This window comes from Sulfurimonas sp. (genome assembly GCF_026196735.1).
In the GTDB taxonomy this organism is placed as follows: Bacteria; Campylobacterota; Campylobacteria; order Campylobacterales; family Sulfurimonadaceae; genus Sulfurimonas.
Genome location: NZ_JAPHUF010000004.1, coordinates 43,865 through 60,788, shown reverse-complemented (window position 1 = coordinate 60,788; position 16,924 = coordinate 43,865). Strand labels below are relative to the sequence as shown.

Annotated in this window: 19 protein-coding genes; 6 read left to right on the top strand and 13 right to left on the bottom strand. The window is 33.7% G+C overall.

What is annotated here, in order from left to right; translation table 11 throughout:
- Positions 1–5: 5 nt before the first annotated feature.
- Both OQK60_RS02660 and OQK60_RS02655 read right to left on the bottom strand, forming a co-directional pair.
- Positions 6–2,003: a TonB-dependent receptor gene (locus OQK60_RS02660; protein WP_297683801.1), complete on the bottom strand. Its 1,998-nt coding sequence runs from the start codon at positions 2,001–2,003 to the stop codon at positions 6–8.
- A gap of 174 nt (positions 2,004–2,177) precedes the next feature.
- Positions 2,178–3,185, bottom strand: a complete 1,008-nt coding sequence (locus OQK60_RS02655; protein WP_297683799.1) for an agmatine deiminase family protein — start codon at positions 3,183–3,185, stop codon at positions 2,178–2,180.
- A 16-nt stretch (positions 3,186–3,201) separates the two neighbouring features.
- On the opposite strand from OQK60_RS02655, the gene OQK60_RS02650 reads away from it, so the two are divergent.
- Positions 3,202–4,218, top strand: a complete 1,017-nt coding sequence (locus tag OQK60_RS02650) for an alanine racemase (protein WP_297683797.1) — start codon at positions 3,202–3,204, stop codon at positions 4,216–4,218.
- Here OQK60_RS02650 and OQK60_RS02645 read toward each other — a convergent pair.
- From OQK60_RS02645 to ribA, 5 genes are all read right to left on the bottom strand, one after another.
- A complete protein-coding gene (locus OQK60_RS02645; protein WP_297683795.1) occupies positions 4,215–6,185 on the bottom strand; it encodes an EAL domain-containing protein in 1,971 nt (656 codons plus the stop codon). The genes OQK60_RS02650 and OQK60_RS02645 overlap by 4 nt on opposite strands.
- An 83-nt stretch (positions 6,186–6,268) precedes the next feature.
- Positions 6,269–6,661, bottom strand: coding sequence for a hypothetical protein (locus tag OQK60_RS02640; protein WP_297683793.1), 393 nt, complete (start codon positions 6,659–6,661; stop codon positions 6,269–6,271).
- Positions 6,661–6,897 carry a PP0621 family protein gene (locus OQK60_RS02635; RefSeq protein WP_297683791.1) on the bottom strand — a complete coding sequence of 79 codons (237 nt, stop codon included), beginning with the start codon at positions 6,895–6,897 and terminating at the stop codon, positions 6,661–6,663. Before OQK60_RS02635 ends, OQK60_RS02640 begins: the two co-directional genes overlap by 1 nt.
- Positions 6,897–7,475, bottom strand: coding sequence for a 16S rRNA (guanine(527)-N(7))-methyltransferase RsmG (gene rsmG, locus OQK60_RS02630; protein ID WP_297683789.1), 579 nt, complete (start codon positions 7,473–7,475; stop codon positions 6,897–6,899). Before rsmG ends, OQK60_RS02635 begins: the two co-directional genes overlap by 1 nt.
- Before the next feature lie 9 nt (positions 7,476–7,484).
- Positions 7,485–8,048, bottom strand: a complete 564-nt coding sequence (gene ribA, locus OQK60_RS02625; protein ID WP_297683787.1) for a GTP cyclohydrolase II — start codon at positions 8,046–8,048, stop codon at positions 7,485–7,487.
- 70 nt (positions 8,049–8,118) lie between these two features.
- Here ribA and hemB point away from each other — a divergent pair, with 70 nt between their 5' ends.
- Positions 8,119–9,090 carry a porphobilinogen synthase gene (gene hemB / locus OQK60_RS02620; protein WP_297683785.1) on the top strand — a complete coding sequence of 324 codons (972 nt, stop codon included), beginning with the start codon at positions 8,119–8,121 and terminating at the stop codon, positions 9,088–9,090.
- A 146-nt stretch (positions 9,091–9,236) separates the two neighbouring features.
- Entirely contained in the window at positions 9,237–10,169 is a 933-nt protein-coding gene (argF, locus tag OQK60_RS02615; RefSeq protein ID WP_297683783.1) for an ornithine carbamoyltransferase, read from the top strand.
- Positions 10,170–10,187: 18 nt separating this feature from the next.
- Here the strand turns inward: argF and OQK60_RS02610 are convergent, their stop codons facing one another.
- Complete coding sequence (locus OQK60_RS02610) at positions 10,188–10,766, bottom strand: outer membrane beta-barrel protein (RefSeq protein ID WP_297683781.1); 579 nt, start codon at positions 10,764–10,766, stop codon at positions 10,188–10,190.
- 78 nt (positions 10,767–10,844) lie between these two features.
- A complete protein-coding gene (gene trpS / locus OQK60_RS02605) occupies positions 10,845–11,804 on the bottom strand; it encodes a tryptophan--tRNA ligase (RefSeq protein WP_297683924.1) in 960 nt (319 codons plus the stop codon).
- 114 nt (positions 11,805–11,918) lie between these two features.
- On the opposite strand from trpS, the gene raiA reads away from it, so the two are divergent.
- A complete protein-coding gene (raiA, locus tag OQK60_RS02600) occupies positions 11,919–12,248 on the top strand; it encodes a ribosome-associated translation inhibitor RaiA (RefSeq protein WP_297683779.1) in 330 nt (109 codons plus the stop codon).
- Between the two features lie 3 nt (positions 12,249–12,251).
- A complete protein-coding gene (locus OQK60_RS02595) occupies positions 12,252–12,674 on the top strand; it encodes a CopD family protein (protein ID WP_297683777.1) in 423 nt (140 codons plus the stop codon).
- A gap of 14 nt (positions 12,675–12,688) precedes the next feature.
- On the opposite strand, the gene der is transcribed toward OQK60_RS02595, so the two are convergent.
- The 3 genes from der to OQK60_RS02580 form a co-directional block, all read right to left on the bottom strand.
- The gene (gene der, locus OQK60_RS02590; protein WP_297683775.1) at positions 12,689–14,191 is read right to left on the bottom strand and encodes a ribosome biogenesis GTPase Der; all 1,503 of its coding nucleotides are present in this window, start codon (positions 14,189–14,191) and stop codon (positions 12,689–12,691) included.
- Between the two features lie 115 nt (positions 14,192–14,306).
- Positions 14,307–14,894: an LPP20 family lipoprotein gene (locus OQK60_RS02585; protein WP_297683773.1), complete on the bottom strand. Its 588-nt coding sequence runs from the start codon at positions 14,892–14,894 to the stop codon at positions 14,307–14,309.
- Between the two features lie 76 nt (positions 14,895–14,970).
- The gene (locus OQK60_RS02580) at positions 14,971–15,948 is read right to left on the bottom strand and encodes an LPP20 family lipoprotein (RefSeq protein WP_297683771.1); all 978 of its coding nucleotides are present in this window, start codon (positions 15,946–15,948) and stop codon (positions 14,971–14,973) included.
- 61 nt (positions 15,949–16,009) lie between these two features.
- Between OQK60_RS02580 and OQK60_RS02575 the strand changes: the two genes are divergently transcribed.
- On the top strand, positions 16,010–16,465 hold the full coding sequence (locus OQK60_RS02575; protein ID WP_297683769.1) for a phosphoribosyltransferase family protein: 456 nt from the start codon (positions 16,010–16,012) through the stop codon (positions 16,463–16,465).
- A gap of 106 nt (positions 16,466–16,571) precedes the next feature.
- Here OQK60_RS02575 and OQK60_RS02570 read toward each other — a convergent pair whose 3' ends face one another.
- A complete protein-coding gene (locus OQK60_RS02570) occupies positions 16,572–16,877 on the bottom strand; it encodes a cytochrome C (RefSeq protein WP_297683767.1) in 306 nt (101 codons plus the stop codon).
- Positions 16,878–16,924: the final 47 nt, after the last annotated feature.

Below are 16,924 nucleotides of genomic sequence, written 5' to 3'. Positions count from 1 at the left end.
AAGGATTAAAATTTAAATGTTAGGTTTGTGTAAAAATATCTCCCAGGTTCGTTCATAAGCATAACATCAGATGTTCCGTTTACAATAAGAATTAAATCTTTATAAGTGTTATTTACTTCGTAAGTTTGATTAAACAGGTTGTTAATACCTACTGTGATTTCTGTGTTTTTATTTACTTCATGTTTGATTTTTGTATTTAAAACAGCCCAAGCTTTTAGTACCTGCTCGCCGTTATCTTCATCAATATCACTCCATTTGTCAGAAGCCTGCACTTCAATAGTTGCCATGCTATTGTTCATATACTCATAGTCAAGCGCTATATTTCCACGAAGAGGAGCCATGTCTGCTAAGTCTTTGTCTGTTTGACCGGCTAAAGCATTGTCTTTTTTACCTACTTTGTATGATGCACCCATGTTAAGAGTTATCTCATCTGTTGCAAAATAAGATGCACTTAATTCAGCACCATATACTGTTGCGTCAATATTTACAAATTTATTTGAAGCTAAATCATTGTTATAGTAGATGTAATCATCTAACATTGAGTAAAAACCTTTAATCTTAAAGTTATACATGTTATTTTTAGCTTCATATCCAAAATCTATCTCTGTGTTTGTAGTTTGATCTAAGTTTGGCGTGCCGGTAATAGTACCGTTTGAGCTCATAAAGTAAAGCTCTCTAGCATCAGGAACACGAGAAGCTCGACCAATACCTAAAAAAACTTTGTTCTCTTTGTCTATGTTATATGATGCAAAAATATTTGCACCCAGAGCACTATAACTGTTTGATTGTAAGCCGCCTCCGTTAGTTATATCTGTTGAGTCATATCTAGCTCCCGCACTAACATCAAATGCGCCGAAAGTTTTTTCAAGTTTTGCAAAAATTGCTGCATTTTCAGTTACAGCGTCATCTATACTTTTTCTGCCGCCAGCATGAGGAAGTCCATTGTTTAGATACTTTCCATCCCATTTTCTCTCGCTGCCATCAAGACCGACTAAAAGTTTGTAATCGTCCAGTAAAAAACTGTTTTTGAGTTTAAGACCCCTCATATCTGTTGTAAGCCAGTTTGTCATAATCGGATTGGCACCAAAAGATGACATTCTATAATCAGTTCCCATTGGGTGATCAACATCTGAAGCGTAAAATTGGATATTTAAATTCTTATATTTGTCAGTAAGGTTGTTTATATTGTACTCAATACTATAAATGTTTGAGTCATCATAAAGAGCATCCATTTTTGAGTTACCATAAAGAATATCATCACTTCTATTTGCAGTATAGCTTAAGCGAAGTTCTTGGTCATCCGTAATAGTTACAAATGCTTTTGTCATAACACTTTTCTTTGTGTATGCCTCCATATCGTGATATGCTGTTTGGTATTTTGTTCCGGCTGGAGCAGTGCCCGCTAAGACAGCCTTGTCTATCTGCTCTGCTATTGTATTTCCATCACCATCTTCATACTGATCACTCGACTCATAAGAGGTGCTTACTAAAAGACGAACTATATCGTTACCGCCACTAACAGTAGCACCAATCTTTTTATAGTTGAAGCTTCCAAGACCAAAGTTCACTTCACCGTGCACCTCTTTTGTCGGTTGTTTAGTTTTTATCTTAACACCACCGCTTAGTGTTCCGAAAGTCTCAACATCATAAGGACCTTCAATCACTTCAACTTCTTCTATTTGATTTGTCAGTACATGAGATACAGGTGGGTCCATTCTATTTACACAGGCACCTTGAACTTTTGTTCCATCAACTTCAACAGAGATATTGTCTCTTTTTTGACCACGAATATAGATGTCGTTTGCAATGCCGCTTCTGCGGTTCATATCAATACTAGGAACGCTTGAGCTAAGAGCTTCTGCCAAATCGGCAGATACTTGAGCATTTTGGCTAACTTCAGTAATTAGAGTAGACTCTACATTGATTTTAGGAATTTCAACTTCAGCAGCATGTGCAATAGCGATTACAGCCAAAGATAGGGGGATTATTTTTTTATATGACATAGTATAAACCTTGAAAATTTAAATTAATGTATAGTATAAAATTTTTGTTACATAAGTGTTAAAAAAATTGGATAAAATTGCATTATGAGTAAAATAGAAAAAATAAAAAGAGTAATCTTGATAGCGATAGGATTTGCACTAGCCACCTATCTGTTGATGAGTGGTTTTGCAATATTAAATCAAGAGAGCGCTCAGGGTAACGCCGGCAGCGAAGTTCATAGTAACACAGTGAAGTGAGCCGTGCTGCTTTATAAGAGTTGAGCAGTCAATGGCAACTACATCTCTATCTTTAAAAGTCTCTCTAAAAATCTCTAGTACTTCTTCATCTTGTTTTACTCCATAAGTGGGAACTAAAACCCCGCCGTTAACAAAAAGAAAGTTTGCATAAGTGGCAGGAAGTCTTTCATCTTCAAAGTAGATTGCATCTGTCATTGGAAGAGCAATAAGAGTGAAGTTGTGAACGGATGCCATAAGCTGAAGTTCTTCTTGCATAAGTTTTAACTCTTTGTAATGCTCATCACTCTCATCTTGACATGTAATATACATTATAGTTTTTTCATCAATAAATCTAGCCAAAGTATCTACATGTGAATCAGTATCATCACTTGCTAAATATCCATGATTTAGATATAAGATATTTTTCGCTCCAAATTCATCTTGGAGTCTTTGTGTCATCTGTTCTTTAGAAAGTGTTGAGTTTCTGTTTTTATTTAACATGCACTCTGATGTTGTAAGTATGGTATCAATTCCATTGCTCTCAACTGCTCCGCCTTCTAAAATCAAGCCTATTTGTATAAGTTCTTTGTCGTAATATCGGGCAAGTGATTTACTCATTGCATTATCTTTTGAGGCTTCAAACTTACCGCCCCAACCTGTAAATGTAAAGTCCAAAAGTTTTATATTTTTATCTTCTTCAACACATAAAGCAGAGCAGTCTCTTGCCCATGTATCGTTTGTTTCATACTTTGCAAAATAGAGGTTTTTATCTTCTTTAAATCTACTCTTAACACTCTCAATATTATCGCAGACTACAAGACATTTTTGATACTTGATAATTTCGTTTATAATGTTTACAAAAGTGTTTTGTGCCTCATCCAGATAGTCTACCCAATCAGTTTTAGAGTGTGGAAATATGATTTGTGTAAAACTTTGTTCTTCAAATTCTGCGATTAACCTTTTCATAGTGTATAATTTCCTTATGGCTTACATAACTTTAAATAAAAACAATTTTTTTAACAACCTTGATATTATTGCGAATCGTACCAAAAGTGTAGATAAAATAGCATTAGTTTTAAAAGATAATGCTTATGGACATGGGCTTTTAGAGATGTCATCATTGGCAAAAGAGTACGGTGTCAAAAAAGCTGTAGTTCGTACATGTCAAGAAGCAAAAGAAGTAGAAGATTTTTTTGAGTATATTTTAGTCTTAGGTGAAATCCCAGAGATTAAAAGTGAAAAGATAAGATATACGATTAACGATATAAACAACATAAGCAGATTTCCAAGCGGTACAAAAGTAGAGTTAAAAGTAGACACCGGAATGCATCGTAACGGTATAGACATGAGTCAACTCAAAGTTGCATTTACCAAGATAAAAGAAGCAGGACTAATTTTAGAAGCTGTTTTTACTCACCATAGAAGTGCTGATGAATTAACGAGTGAATGGTTTTGGCAAAACGATAATTTCAAATCTGTAAAAAAAGAGGCTATATATTTAGCTCAAGAGTTTGGCTTTGAAAACCTTAGATTTCACTCTGCAAATTCCCCATCACTTTTTAGAACTTCTGATTTTGATGAGGATATGGCAAGAGTCGGCATAGCTGCTTATGGTTGCATGAAACTTCCAAATGCTCTAAATATAGATGCTCTAAAACCGGTTTTGTCTATATATGCAAATAAAGTTTCATCAAGAGAATTAAAAGCCGGTGATAGAGTTGGATATGGCGGTGATTATGAAGCAACTACAGATTGCATAGCAGGCAACTATGATTTTGGTTACGGTGACGGTTTTTTGAGAAGTTGTGCCAATGGCTATAAAACACCAAATGGTGTAGAACTTATTGGCAGAGTATCTATGGATAACAGCTCATTTTTAAGTGATGAAGAAGAACTTTTGATTTTTGATGATGCTGCAAATGCAGCCGTGTATGCCAAGACTATCAGCTATGAAGTCTTAACATCTTTAAAGCCGGATATTAGACGAGATTTTTGTTAATCGTAATCGGTGTTTAATTCAGGACTTGGTTTACCAATGTAATAACCCTGAATAAAATCTACACCCATTTTTTCTAGCAGGTCAAGAGAGTCTTTGTCTTCAACAAACTCAGCAATTGTTTTTAGTCCAAGGTTTGATGCAAAGCTTACAATGGTCTTGGTAATGATTCTTGAGTTGTCATCCGTAGTAATAAACTTTACTAGCGAAGAGTCTATTTTAAGATAATCCACATTTAACTCAAATATATGTGAAAAGTTGGAATACCCGCTTCCAAAGTCATCTATAGCTATTTGACAACCAAATCTTTTGATATCTTGTATAAAGACTTTTAGCTCTTCATAGTTTTGTATTCTATCGCTTTCTAATATTTCAAAGACTACTCTTTTTGGTTCTTTAAAGGCCATGAGAGAGTCAGTTATAAATTGTAAAGTATTTTTATCTTGCACATCATTCATAGAGATATTTATTGAAAACTGATAATCTTTATCTTTAAAATATTCAAATGATTTTTTTATCATTGCCTTTGTTATCTCAGGATATAGTTTAGATTTTACAGCAATATCTAAAAATACAAAAGGCGTTATTACTTCACCATTGTCTAAAATTATTCTAACTAGACATTCATACTTGTCTATTCTTTTCGTGTGTGTATTGTATATCGGCTGAAAGTACGGAGTGATTCTGTCTTTTTTAATTGCTTTTTTTAGAAGACTCAGAGCTTCCATGTTTTTACTTATTTTTTCTTTTGTGCTGATAGAGTTGTCATAAACAACAATACTTTTTTTGTCCTTTTTAGCGATTTGAAGAGCAACATCTGCTTTAGTCATTAAATCATTTTCATTTGAAACAACACCACAACTAAGTGTTATAAAAACTGAATTGTCATTTACTTCAAGCTTTGATTCTTGTATTTTTTTAATAATATCTTGTAGTTTATGCAAAAATTCTGTTTGTGATATATTTGCTATTGTAAATATTGCATACTCATCAGTAGGCAATTTATAAACTATACTTTTATTGTTACACAAATCTTTTATCTTATAAGCAATATCCTTGATTATTTTGTCGCCAACATCATAGCCATATAAATCATTTATATCTTTAAAACTGTCTATATTGATTAGAGCTAAATGCATAGATTTTGAGTCTGAATTAAGCATAATATCTTGTATAAGTTTTAATCTGTTTGGTAAAAGAGTTAATCTTTCAAAGAGAAATGATTTTTGGAGCTCTTTAGTTTTTTCTGCCACTTTAGAGGATAGTAAGTTATTTATTTTTTTAGATTTACTCAACAAGAAACCAATTCCTATAAATATTGTTATAAGAATAATCATGTCCTGAATCACAGTGTGAAAAAAGTTAGATATGAAATACTTTTGTATATTTTCGGTTGGTATTTTTATGCTTATAATACCTCTAACTTCACCTAATTTGTAATTATAAGCATCCTCGTAAGTCTCTTGGATAAACTTAGGAGCATCCTCTTTTTTACCGTGACATTTCAAGCAATCATTATTGATTCTTAAAGCACTGCTGTACTGGTAGTATTCACTGTTGTCATCGCTGAAGTGCTCATTTGCTTCTTTGTTTTCATTGAAAAATTTAATAGCTTTAAGTTCTTCTTCATCGGCAGAGTTGTCAATATTTCTTGCTCTGTCTGATACAGCTTGTAAAGTAATGTTAAAGGGGTTATTTTTGGAAAAGATATCAGATATTATGTTTGAGCTATAAGCCGGAAGAGCCTGAAGAGTTCTTTCGTCTAATTTTAAGGTACCATTTAAAAAGAGATTTTGATAATAATGTCTATTAGAAACAGCATAGCTATTTAAAACTTCTGCCTCTTTTTTTGCAAACTCATACTCTTTATCTTTGATATCATAATAGGTATACAATATCTTAAGAATGATCAATACAAAGAATATGACAGGAATTGCTTTTAAAATTTTATCGTTTAATATATTAGTCATATAGTCACCATTATGTAAATAAGTTACTATTATATCACAATAATATTATAATGTATGTGAATTGTCCTAGATTGATAATTTTCTTAAGAGTTTACTTTGATGATAGCATTAGAAAATATAATACCGTCCACTCCCAAAAGGGCAAGCTCTTCAATCTCATCTTCTTGTTCTACATGTACTAGAATTTTTGCATCAAAAAGGTAATTGTCTGCTAAGTTTTGAGCCGTCTTTGCAAGCTCTTTAGGCAAAACAATATACGCAGCTCCAAGAGATGATGCATATATTATTTGAGTGATATTTTCTACATTTATTGCCAGGGGTATAGAGTTAATAGCAGCATGTTTGATTATGTCCAAATTGTCTTCGTTAAAATCTACCAAGAGAGTTGAAGAAGGTGGTGTGTTTTGTATAGCATCAATACTTTGTATATGAAAAATATTCTCACTATCTATAAACCTATGTCCGAACAATAACATTATTTTTTCTCCAAACACTCATCAGAGCAGTAGTATTTATTGTTGCTTAGTATGGCATCATCAAGTTCACAGTAAATACCACATGCACTACACTCGACCATATCATTGCTTGAAATTTCATCTTTTTTTTGTTTATTGTCATGTTTATCGGACTTTGTAACAGTTGGTCTTTTTTTAATAAAGAAAAAGTATACAACTGCGATAAGTCCGATAACTACAATCCATTGTGGTGACATTAATCTTCTCCAATTAGTAAATAGTGTCTGTTTCTTGTTTTTATTATTTTATGTTTTAAATCTTTAGGAACTTCATCATATACTTTTTCACCTTTATAAAAAAGAAGCTTTGAATTTTCATCACGAAAATTTTCACTTAGTTTTAGAAGCATATCAGTATCTGTTACCGCTCTTGATGTCACAAGCTCAAAAATCTCACTCTGCATATCTTCAACTCTTTTTTTAACAACTCTAACATTATCAAGCCCAAGATCTGCTTTCACAAATTGAAGAAAACTTGCTCTTTTAGTAAGGGGCTCAACTAGAGTTACCTCTGTATCAGGAAGTCCTATAGCTAGTATCATACCCGGAAAACCTGCACCTGTGCCTATGTCTAAAAGATTTTTAGTTTTAGGTAAAAAGCTTATAGGAAAAATTGCATCATAGATAAACTCATCTATTGTTTTTTCATCTTTTGCACCGGTTAGATTGTGAATTTTATTCCACTTAAAAAGGTGTTCTTTATATTTTTGAATATTATAAAAAAAATTATCCGGCAATGTGATGTTATCACTTTTCAGTGCTGATTTTAAATCCAAAAATATCCCTTAGAGCAGATGACCCATGTCATCTTTTTTAACACTCAAGTACTCTTTATTGTGCTTATTTGACTTCATTATAATCGGGATACGCTCAACAATTTCGATATCGCTGATGGAGTTTACTTTATTTGGATTATTTGTTAAAAGCCTGATTTTATGTATGTTGAAATGGTGGAGTATGTATGTAACCATCTCATATGTTCTCTCATCTGAAGCAAATCCTAATTGATGATTTGCTTCTATGGTGTTTAATCCGCTGTCTTGAAGAGCATATGCATTTATCTTGTTTAACAGACCTATATTGCGACCTTCTTGTCTGAGGTAAATAACCATTCCATTGGTCTCTTGTGCAAGAGTAAGGGCAAATTCCAGTTGATCTCCACAGTCACACTTTAAACTTCCAATTGCATCGCCGGTTAGACACTCAGAGTGAACTCTGACTATTGGAGTTTCATTTAACTTATCTTTATAAATAACTAAATGTTCTTTATTTCCTTCTTTGAAGGCTTTTACTTTAAAATCACCGAATTTTGACGGTAGATTTGCAACTTCTGAAATCTCTATTTTCAATTAATGTACCCTAATTTTAACTTTAAAACGGTAAAATATTTTTCAGAATTATAGCTAAAAAAGGTTTATTATGTTTCAAAGATTTCGTAGAACTCGTCTAAATAGTCATCTTCGCGCACTTGTACGCGAGACAAATGTAAGTGTGAATGATTTTATCTATCCGCTTTTTGTTCGTACAGGAGAAGGTATAAAAACAGAAGTGGCTTCAATGCCGGGTGTTTTTCAAATGAGTATCGATGAGGTCTTAAAAGAGTGTGATGAGTTGAAAAAACTTGGACTTTACTCTATTATACTATTTGGAATCCCGGATGTTAAAGACTCTATCGGTTCAGACTCATTATGCGAACACGGAATTATTGCAAAAGCAATTAGAGCGGTAAAAGAGAAACATCCTGACATGTTTGTTGTAACAGATTTGTGTTTTTGTGAATACACAGACCATGGACACTGCGGAATTATTGATGAAGAAAATGAAACTGTAAACAATGACGCAACACTGGAAATTTCCGGACAACAAGCAGTCATACATGCAAAAGCCGGAGCAGATATGATAGCACCGTCTGGAATGATGGACGGTATTATTGAAACTTTAAGAGATGCTCTTGACGCGGCAGGATATGAAAACCTTCCTATTATGTCTTATTCGACAAAGTTTGCATCTGGATATTATGGACCATTCCGTGATGTTGCAGAATCTGTTCCTAGTTTTGGTGACCGTGCAACTTATCAGATGGACCCGGCTAACAGAAAAGAAGCAATAAACGAAAGCATATCAGATGAGCTTCAAGGTGCAGATATACTTATGGTTAAACCGGCTTTAGCATACTTAGATATTGTTAGAGAGATTAAAGACAACACATCACTTCCAATGGCAGTTTATAATGTAAGTGGCGAGTATGCAATGCTAAAAATGGCCGGCGCTCAAGACTTGATTGATTATGATAGAGTTTTAATGGAGACAATGATGAGTTTTAAACGCGCAGGAGCAGATATAATCATCTCTTACCATGCAAAAGAAGTTGCGCAGATGCTACAAAAGTAAATATAGGGTATAATTACAGCTTTTATTATTTTAACACTAATTGAGCAAAGCCCAATTTCGTGGTAGGGATAAGAGTCCCTACAACCCCCTAAAGCTACAAAATGTAAACATTTTGAGAATTTATGGAAGTTACACAAGGACAATAATTGAGACATTTTTTAACACTTAAAGATTTTACTAAAGAAGAGATATTGGAAATTATCAATATTGGTCTTGAGATAAAGAAAAATCTTAAATCAAAAATATATAATAAAGAGTTGCAAAACCAGACTCTTGGAATGATTTTTGAAAAAAGCTCAACTAGAACAAGAGTTAGTTTTGAGACCGGTATGTTTCAGTTAGGCGGTCATGCTCTGTTTTTGTCAAATCGTGATATTCATCTTGGTCGCGGAGAGCCTGTAAAAGATACGGCTCGTGTAATATCTAGTATGTGTGATATGGTAATGATAAGAACTTTTGAACACTCTATGATAGAAGAGTTTGCGCGCTATTCAAGTGTACCGGTTATCAATGGGCTGACTGATTCATATCATCCTGTACAACTTCTGGCTGATTATATGACTCTTGTTGAACATGGCGCATCAAAAAATATAGTTGCTGCTTATGTGGGTGATGGAAATAATATGACGCATTCTTGGATGATGCTTGCTGCAAAACTTGGTTTTAAGCTTAGAATTGCCACTCCAAAAGGCTATGAAGTCGATACAGATATTTTAAATGAAGCACTTGAAATCGCAAAGAGTAGCGGAGCAATTATCACTACGACTAATGACCCAAAAGAGGCCGTTAAAGGTGCAACAGTTGTTACAACAGACACTTGGACTTCAATGGGGCAAGAAGAAGAAAAAGAAGAACGCATCAAGATATTTAGCGGTTTTATGGTTGATGGTGAGATGATGTCATTAGCACAAAAAGATGCGCAATTTTTACACTGTCTTCCTGCATATAGAGGATTAGAAGTTAGTGAAGAAGTTTTTGAGAAACATTCGGCAATAATTTTTAATGAAGCTGAGAACAGACTGCATGCTCAAAAAGGTTTGATGGCTTGGTTAGATAAACAAAGAAGTGTTGGGAAGTAGTTACTTCCCAAAAGTTTTTTAGAATCTGTAACCGGCTTTTAGTAAAACTCTCATATTATCTAGGTCTTCTTTGCCAGCGCCAAAATCTTTTTCATCAGTCCATTGCCAACGAACATCTAACCCAACAAGAAAATCATCCATATAGTATTTTAAACCTGCACCTGCTTGATAAGCAAAAGCCCATTTACTCTCTGCATTGTCTGCATCTCCATGAACTGCAGCTATACCAGGTCCAACACCAAGAACTAAGTCTTTAGTAATATCAAAAAAGTAGTAAGGGTTCATCTCGATAACAGTAACAGTAAAGTTGTTTTTGTCATAACGACTCAGACTTACTTGTTGACGAAGCAAATGATCACCAGGAAGAGTGAATATAGGGCAGTCAAATGACACTTCAACGCCATAATTGACACCTGTGCTTAATTCGTTTTTGTCAAAGTTACTGCTTCCTACAACAACTGCAACCTCTGTTTGTCCACACCAGTTACCATCAGTAAATACCGGTAAAACTTTGAACTCTTTATCAGCTGCTAACACCGAAGTTGACAATACAGTTGTGGCAATTAATGCACCTAATACTTTTCTTACTTCTTTCATATAATTCTCCTAAAATTTATTATGTGTATATTAGTTGAATTTTACTAAAAATATAATTAAATTATCAAAAAAAGATATTTAGTATTTTATCCCTGTAACACTTCTAATTTTTTGGATTGTTGGCATTGCAATTTCTCTTGCTTTGTTTGCGCCAATAGTTAAAATCTCTCTAACTTCATCTTGATTGTTTTCAAAATACTCTCTTTTTTCTCTATACTCTTTAAAGTATTCCCACATAACTTCTGCTAGATAGATTTTAAAATGACCGTGACCTTCGCCGCCTTTTTTATATCTATCTTGAAGTGCTATCAGATTATCGCCCTCTAAGAACAGTTTTGCCATATTATAAACATTACATGTCTCAAACTCCTTAGGCTCATCCATAGCTACATTTTCAGTAACGATTTTTTTGATTGTCTTCATCTGTTTTTTTTCTTCACCAAAGATATTTACAACATTTCCATAGCTCTTAGACATTTTTTGTCCATCGATTCCAGGAACTGTTTGAACTTCTTCTTGAACACGAAACTCCGGCATAGTTAGTATGTCACCATATTGATTATTAAATTTTGTAGCTATATCTCTTGCTATTTCTACATGTTGAATCTGGTCTTTTCCAACAGGAACAACTTCGGAGTTAAAAAGTAAAATATCCGCTGCCATTAAAACAGGATATGAAAAAAGTGAATGGTTTGCCGCGATGCCTTTAGCTGTTTTATCTTTGTAACTGTGAGCACGCTCCAAAAGACCCATTGGAGTAAAGCCCGATAATATCCAGTAAAGCTCTAAAACTTCTTTTACATCTGATTGAACCCAAAATGTTGATTTGTTTGGATCAATTCCAAGTGCTAAAAAATCTGTAGCAGCTTGCATTGTAAGTTTCGATAAGTCTTTCGCACCGCTTGTCATCGCATGATAATTTGCTATAAAAGCAAATGTATCATTATCCTCTTGCGCATCAACCATTTGTTTAATAGATCCAAAATAGTTTCCTATGTGCAAATCACCAGAGGGCTGAATACCTGTGAACACTCTCATATATATAACTCCAAACAAATTATTAATTTTTTTTGACATTATACATTCTTTAACTATTTTTTGCTATCATATAGCTAATATAGAGTAAAAAGTTACTCAACTAAAGGATTTATGATGAATGTACAAGTTCATGCAAAAGGCATCACGCTTCAACCAAACACAAGAGCTCATATTGAGTCTGCAATAGGGAGTTTTTCAAAATATTCTTTAGAGATTACTTCGGTTAATGTACACATAGCTGCTGAGAAAAAAGGTGTATCAATAGAGTTTGATATTCATGTTGCTCACGCTAAACCGGTTGTTATTTCTCAAGCAGATGACAGCTTAGACGCTGCTATTGACTTAGCAGTAGATAGAGCAACAAAAGCCCTTCGTCGTTTACATGAGAAAGTTGTTTCACATAGAAATGGATCTGTAAAAGATTTAGAAACCCTAGATAGTTAATACATGTATAGTTGGATTTTCTGGTTTCATATACTTTCGTTCACTTCGTGGTTTGCTGTACTTTTTTACATGCCGAGACTCTTTGTTTATCATGCTGAAAACATTGAAAATGAAGGTTTTGTTAAAGTAGTAAAAGTCATGGAGATGAAGATCTATAAATATATAGGTGTTCCTGCCATGTGGGCTACCATAATCAGTGGTGCTTATTTGGCTTACGAATTTGGCTTTAGCGGCAACGGCTGGATACACACAAAGATATTTTTAGTTCTTATATTGATGGCTTACTTTTTTTCACTCGGATATTATAGGATTAAGTTTTTAAATGATGAATGTGACAAAAGCGGAAAGTTTTTCAGAGTCTATAACGAAGTTCCGACACTACTGCTTCTTGCAATAGTGTTCTTGGTTGTATTTAAACCGTTTTAACAACGGTTTATTTTCTACTTTTCCCCGCGTTTTTTAGCTTTAAAAAGAAGAGGTGTTCCCGTAAAGTTAAAAGCCTCTCTTAGTTTATTTGTCAAGTATCTTCTATATGTAAAATGCAGACCTTTTGGTTTATTCATGACAATAGCAATTTTTGGCGGTCTAGTTTCATACTGTGTTGCATAGTAGATGCGTATAACTTGTCCATGCATAGACGGAAGCTGATGTCTTCTCATAGCTTTGTCCATAACTGCATTTAGTTGTGAAGTTGGGATGCGTTGAGAGTAATTTTCGTTAATCTCTAAAATCATATCATTAAGTTTATCAACTCTTTGATGAGATTTTGCAGATAGCGTTATAATAGGAGCATAAGCTAAAAACTTAAATCTATCTCTTACAGTTTGGATGATTTTGTCGTGTTCTTCTCTTTTAGCTATATCCCATTTGTTTAAAACAATGATACAAGCCAACTTGTTACTATCAACAAGTCCTGCAATCTTCTCATCAAGGTCTAAAAAAGGCTCACTAGCATCTAATACTACAAGTGCCATATTTGAATTCTCAAGCATCTCTGTTGTTCTCATAAGCGCAAATTTCTCAATACCTATGATTTTACCGCGACGCCTGAGACCTGCTGTATCAACAAATGTGAGTTGTTTACCTTTGTAGTTGATGCTTTCATCAATGGGGTCTATCGTTGTTCCGGCAACGCTGCTTACAACTGATCGTTCTTCTCCAAGAAGCGCATTTAAAAGTGAACTTTTGCCTACATTTGTACGACCGATGATAGAGATTTTTATATGATTAACATCATCTTCATTAAATTCTTTAATTTTATCATTTTGAGCAAAAATGGAATTTTCATCATCAATGGTACCGTCCATTTCATCTTCGTCCCAGTAAGTAAAACCATCATCTTCTTCGTCTTGAGCTTCTATATTTGCAAAGAAATCTTCATCGCTTAAATCTTCGCGGATAATAGTTATATTGTTGTCTTGTTCAACTTCTTCTTCAACCTCTTTGACTATGTCAGAATCCGGAATTTTACTTGCTATCCACTCAAGAAGTTCAACCGTATTTCTGTTGTGAGCTACTGAGATGCCAAAAATAGCATCGGTACCAAACTCATAAAACTCCCAAAGTTTTTCTTTCATTTTGTCGTTGTCTATTTTATTGACAACTAATGCTACATCTTTTCCCAATGCCTGAAGTTCATAAAAAAGTTTTTTATCTTCTTCTTCAGGCAAGCCTTTTCCATCAACCATATATAAAATAATGTCTGCTTGATAAGCTGCTTTAAGAGACATCTCTTTTATCTTGTCAAACAGTTCGCAGCCTCTATCCAGTCCGCCTGTATCTAAAAGAAGTGCTTCTTTGTTTATGATAATGACATCTCGTCTTTTAACATCTCTAGTTGTTCCGGCTTGTTCGGAAGTAATAGCATCTCTTTTTTTAACCAGTCTGTTGAAAAGTGAGCTTTTGCCAACATTTGGACGACCAATAATGGCGATTTTTTTCATAATTGTTGCCTTATTCTATGTGAAGAAAAATTTGTAGTTTATTTGGAATTATATCGAAATTAGAGGGGATTAAAAATTGTTTGCAAAGATTCTCTCAAAAGAGAGAAGCTTTTTACTACTCATCGAATTCTTTTTCAAGACTCTCTAGTGCATTTTTAGCTTTAAACTGCTGCCATAATGCTCTATCGTTTTTATAGCTAGTATTTATATTTTCTTTTATCTGTTTGTTAGTAGAGCTTTTTGGGACAGTCACAAGTAAGTAAAGTGCACCTGATGGAGAAGTCCAAGAGTCAACAGCTTTTGAGCCTACTAGGTCGACTTTGGCAACTTGCTTAGTCACAGCTTCAGCAACCTGATCTACAGTTTCACCCTCAGCTACACCGGTCGTACCGCTGTATACAGTGATTTTATCTTTTACTTGAGATTGTATCTGTTGTGCTAAATCAGAACGACCGTTTGCCGTAGCGACTCTTCTCATATGAGCCATACCGGCCTTACTTTTTTCTGCAATTCCGACACCGGAGTAAAAACCATCTACATCTGGAACACAAGTCCACTTAGGAGCTAAAACATTTTCTTGCTTACAACCAAAGTTGCTTGTATCAAATCCTGCTTCTTCTTCAGGGGTTGGTTTTTTATCGCATCCTGTCATAACAAGTGTAAGTAAGCCAGCTAACAGTGCTGATGAAATGGTTTTAGTCATTTGAGATGTCCTTAATTTAATTGTAACGATTGTAGCAGTTTTAATCTTAAATGACATTTATTAACAAAAAAATCAATTATTTTTCAATTCCAATAAAGTCAAATATACCAAGCTTGTTGATTTTATTTTTTAGATATACAGCTGATTGTATTTTTGCATCTTCATAACTCTTTCTTGATTTTCCTATAAAGGTGTGTTGGCGTAAAGATAGCAGTGTCTTTTGCTTATCAAAGAGTGTGAATTTCACAAGAGATTTTGATTGATTAAAAGAGTATTCTTGTGACTGTGTTGTCTCAGAAGTAATTAAAAGCTTTAAAGAAACTTCATTTTCAAAACTGTTTTTTGTGCTCAAGCCTTTTTCGTTTAGTGAGTTTTTTATTATCTTTGAAAATATTCTCGAGTTACTATCTGTAAGAACATAAATATTTATTGATGCTTTTAATCTGTCATATTCATTTTTCATGTTTTTTAAAAATTCAAACTCATCATCTGAATTATAAGTAGAGAGTAAAAATGTTTTGTACTCGGCTAGGGATGCAATATGCGCAAACTTTTCCATTAGTTCATCAAGTACGATAAATCTTTTTAAAGTGGCACTGTTTCGTGTTACGGCATACTCTTGTTTTGTGCGAAGAAATTGTGCATCTGAGATTATTTTTAGTTTTTTAAATAAATCTTGTTTGGATATGCTTATAAGAACTAGTTTTTCTCCTTTAAAACTTTGCGAGTTAGCCAGTGTTATATTTTTAAAAAACAGTTTTTTAGATATATCTAGATTTTGTTTAAAAATATTTTGAAGTATCGTATTGTCTATGGGCAAAAGTTTATGAGTTACTTCTTTAAATGAGTTGTCAATTTGTTCAGCTAAATTTTCTCTCATTGAAGCAATAGCATTATTTTTAGCTTTATCAATTGTATCAGCGGCTCCAACTGCGTAAAACAACTTATCATCTTGAGGTATATTTGTGTACCAGCTTGGTGCCTGCTCAGGCTTTGGTGCAGAACAACCGGTTATAATTGCTATGATTATTGCTAGTAAAATATTTTTATACATAAACAATCCTTGTTTGGAAGAAATTCTATCAGAAAAGATTTAACATAGTATAATTCAATTTATGAAATATTACTCCTATGAAAATTTTAAAAACGATACAAATAGTTTAATAGAAAAAGTCAGAAGTTCAGACTTTGAGGGGATCGTTGCTATTGCAAGAGGCGGGCTTACCCTTTCACATGTTATGGCGGAGGGATTAGACATTCGTCAGGTTCAAAGCATAAGAACAGAACTTTATGATAAAACAGATAAACGAGACAAAATCACTCTATTTGCAGAGTGTGATTTTAAAAGCGCAAAAAAAGTTTTAGTTGTTGATGATATTGCAGATAGCGGAGACACCATAAAAACAGTTATGAAGTATTTGCAAAACAATTTTAAAGATATAGAATTCTCTTGTGCAACACTGTTTTATAAAAAAACATCTATCTATGAACCTGATTTTTGGATAAATGAGGCTGAAGAGTGGATAGAATTTTTTTGGGAAAAAGATTTTATACGCTCTTGTAATGCTTAGCATTATCTTTAGCGACATAGCGTCTAGCGTAGCAAAAAGAATCACTTCTTTTTGTGTGAAATTAGTAGTAGTGGATAGAATTTTTTTGGGAGAGGGACTTTAAAGGTTAATCTTTGTGTCCTTCGTGATGTTTAGTAAAATCAGTCTCATATATGTAGGCAGAAATCTCCTTTAGTGTGTTGATATCATAGCCTAGCTCAGGCATAAGACCGTGTTTTTTAACAGCGTCATGCATAAGCGAAGTCTCTTCTTTTGGATGCTTTACCCAAGTTGACATGTAACTAACAAAATCTTCTTTGTCTTTAAATGCTTGCATATATCTGTTTTTAAATTCAAGTACTGATGGAGCAGATACTGTTTTATTTTCAAAATGGCAGGTAGTACAATTACCGTGAAAGAGTAAAGCTCTCATATCATTGGCTTGTAAGTTGTAGACAAGTATTGAAAAAAGTAGAAAGT

Bases quoted from the DNA above. Each gene is read 5' to 3' on its own strand.
- OQK60_RS02660 (WP_297683801.1), bottom strand. From the start codon at position 2,003: ATGTCATATAAAAAAATAATCCCCCTATCTTTGGCTGTAATCGCTATT.
- OQK60_RS02655 (WP_297683799.1), bottom strand. From the start codon at position 3,185: ATGAAAAGGTTAATCGCAGAATTTGAAGAACAAAGTTTTACACAAATC.
- OQK60_RS02650 (WP_297683797.1), top strand. From the start codon at position 3,202: ATGGCTTACATAACTTTAAATAAAAACAATTTTTTTAACAACCTTGAT.
- OQK60_RS02645 (WP_297683795.1), bottom strand. From the start codon at position 6,185: ATGACTAATATATTAAACGATAAAATTTTAAAAGCAATTCCTGTCATA.
- OQK60_RS02640 (WP_297683793.1), bottom strand. From the start codon at position 6,661: ATGTTATTGTTCGGACATAGGTTTATAGATAGTGAGAATATTTTTCAT.
- OQK60_RS02635 (WP_297683791.1), bottom strand. From the start codon at position 6,897: ATGTCACCACAATGGATTGTAGTTATCGGACTTATCGCAGTTGTATAC.
- hemB (WP_297683785.1), top strand. From the start codon at position 8,119: ATGTTTCAAAGATTTCGTAGAACTCGTCTAAATAGTCATCTTCGCGCA.
- OQK60_RS02610 (WP_297683781.1), bottom strand. From the start codon at position 10,766: ATGAAAGAAGTAAGAAAAGTATTAGGTGCATTAATTGCCACAACTGTA.
- trpS (WP_297683924.1), bottom strand. From the start codon at position 11,804: ATGAGAGTGTTCACAGGTATTCAGCCCTCTGGTGATTTGCACATAGGA.
- raiA (WP_297683779.1), top strand. From the start codon at position 11,919: ATGAATGTACAAGTTCATGCAAAAGGCATCACGCTTCAACCAAACACA.
- OQK60_RS02595 (WP_297683777.1), top strand. From the start codon at position 12,252: ATGTATAGTTGGATTTTCTGGTTTCATATACTTTCGTTCACTTCGTGG.
- der (WP_297683775.1), bottom strand. From the start codon at position 14,191: ATGAAAAAAATCGCCATTATTGGTCGTCCAAATGTTGGCAAAAGCTCA.
- OQK60_RS02585 (WP_297683773.1), bottom strand. From the start codon at position 14,894: ATGACTAAAACCATTTCATCAGCACTGTTAGCTGGCTTACTTACACTT.
- OQK60_RS02580 (WP_297683771.1), bottom strand. From the start codon at position 15,948: ATGTATAAAAATATTTTACTAGCAATAATCATAGCAATTATAACCGGT.
- OQK60_RS02575 (WP_297683769.1), top strand. From the start codon at position 16,010: ATGAAATATTACTCCTATGAAAATTTTAAAAACGATACAAATAGTTTA.
- OQK60_RS02570 (WP_297683767.1), bottom strand. From the start codon at position 16,877: ATGAGAGCTTTACTCTTTCACGGTAATTGTACTACCTGCCATTTTGAA.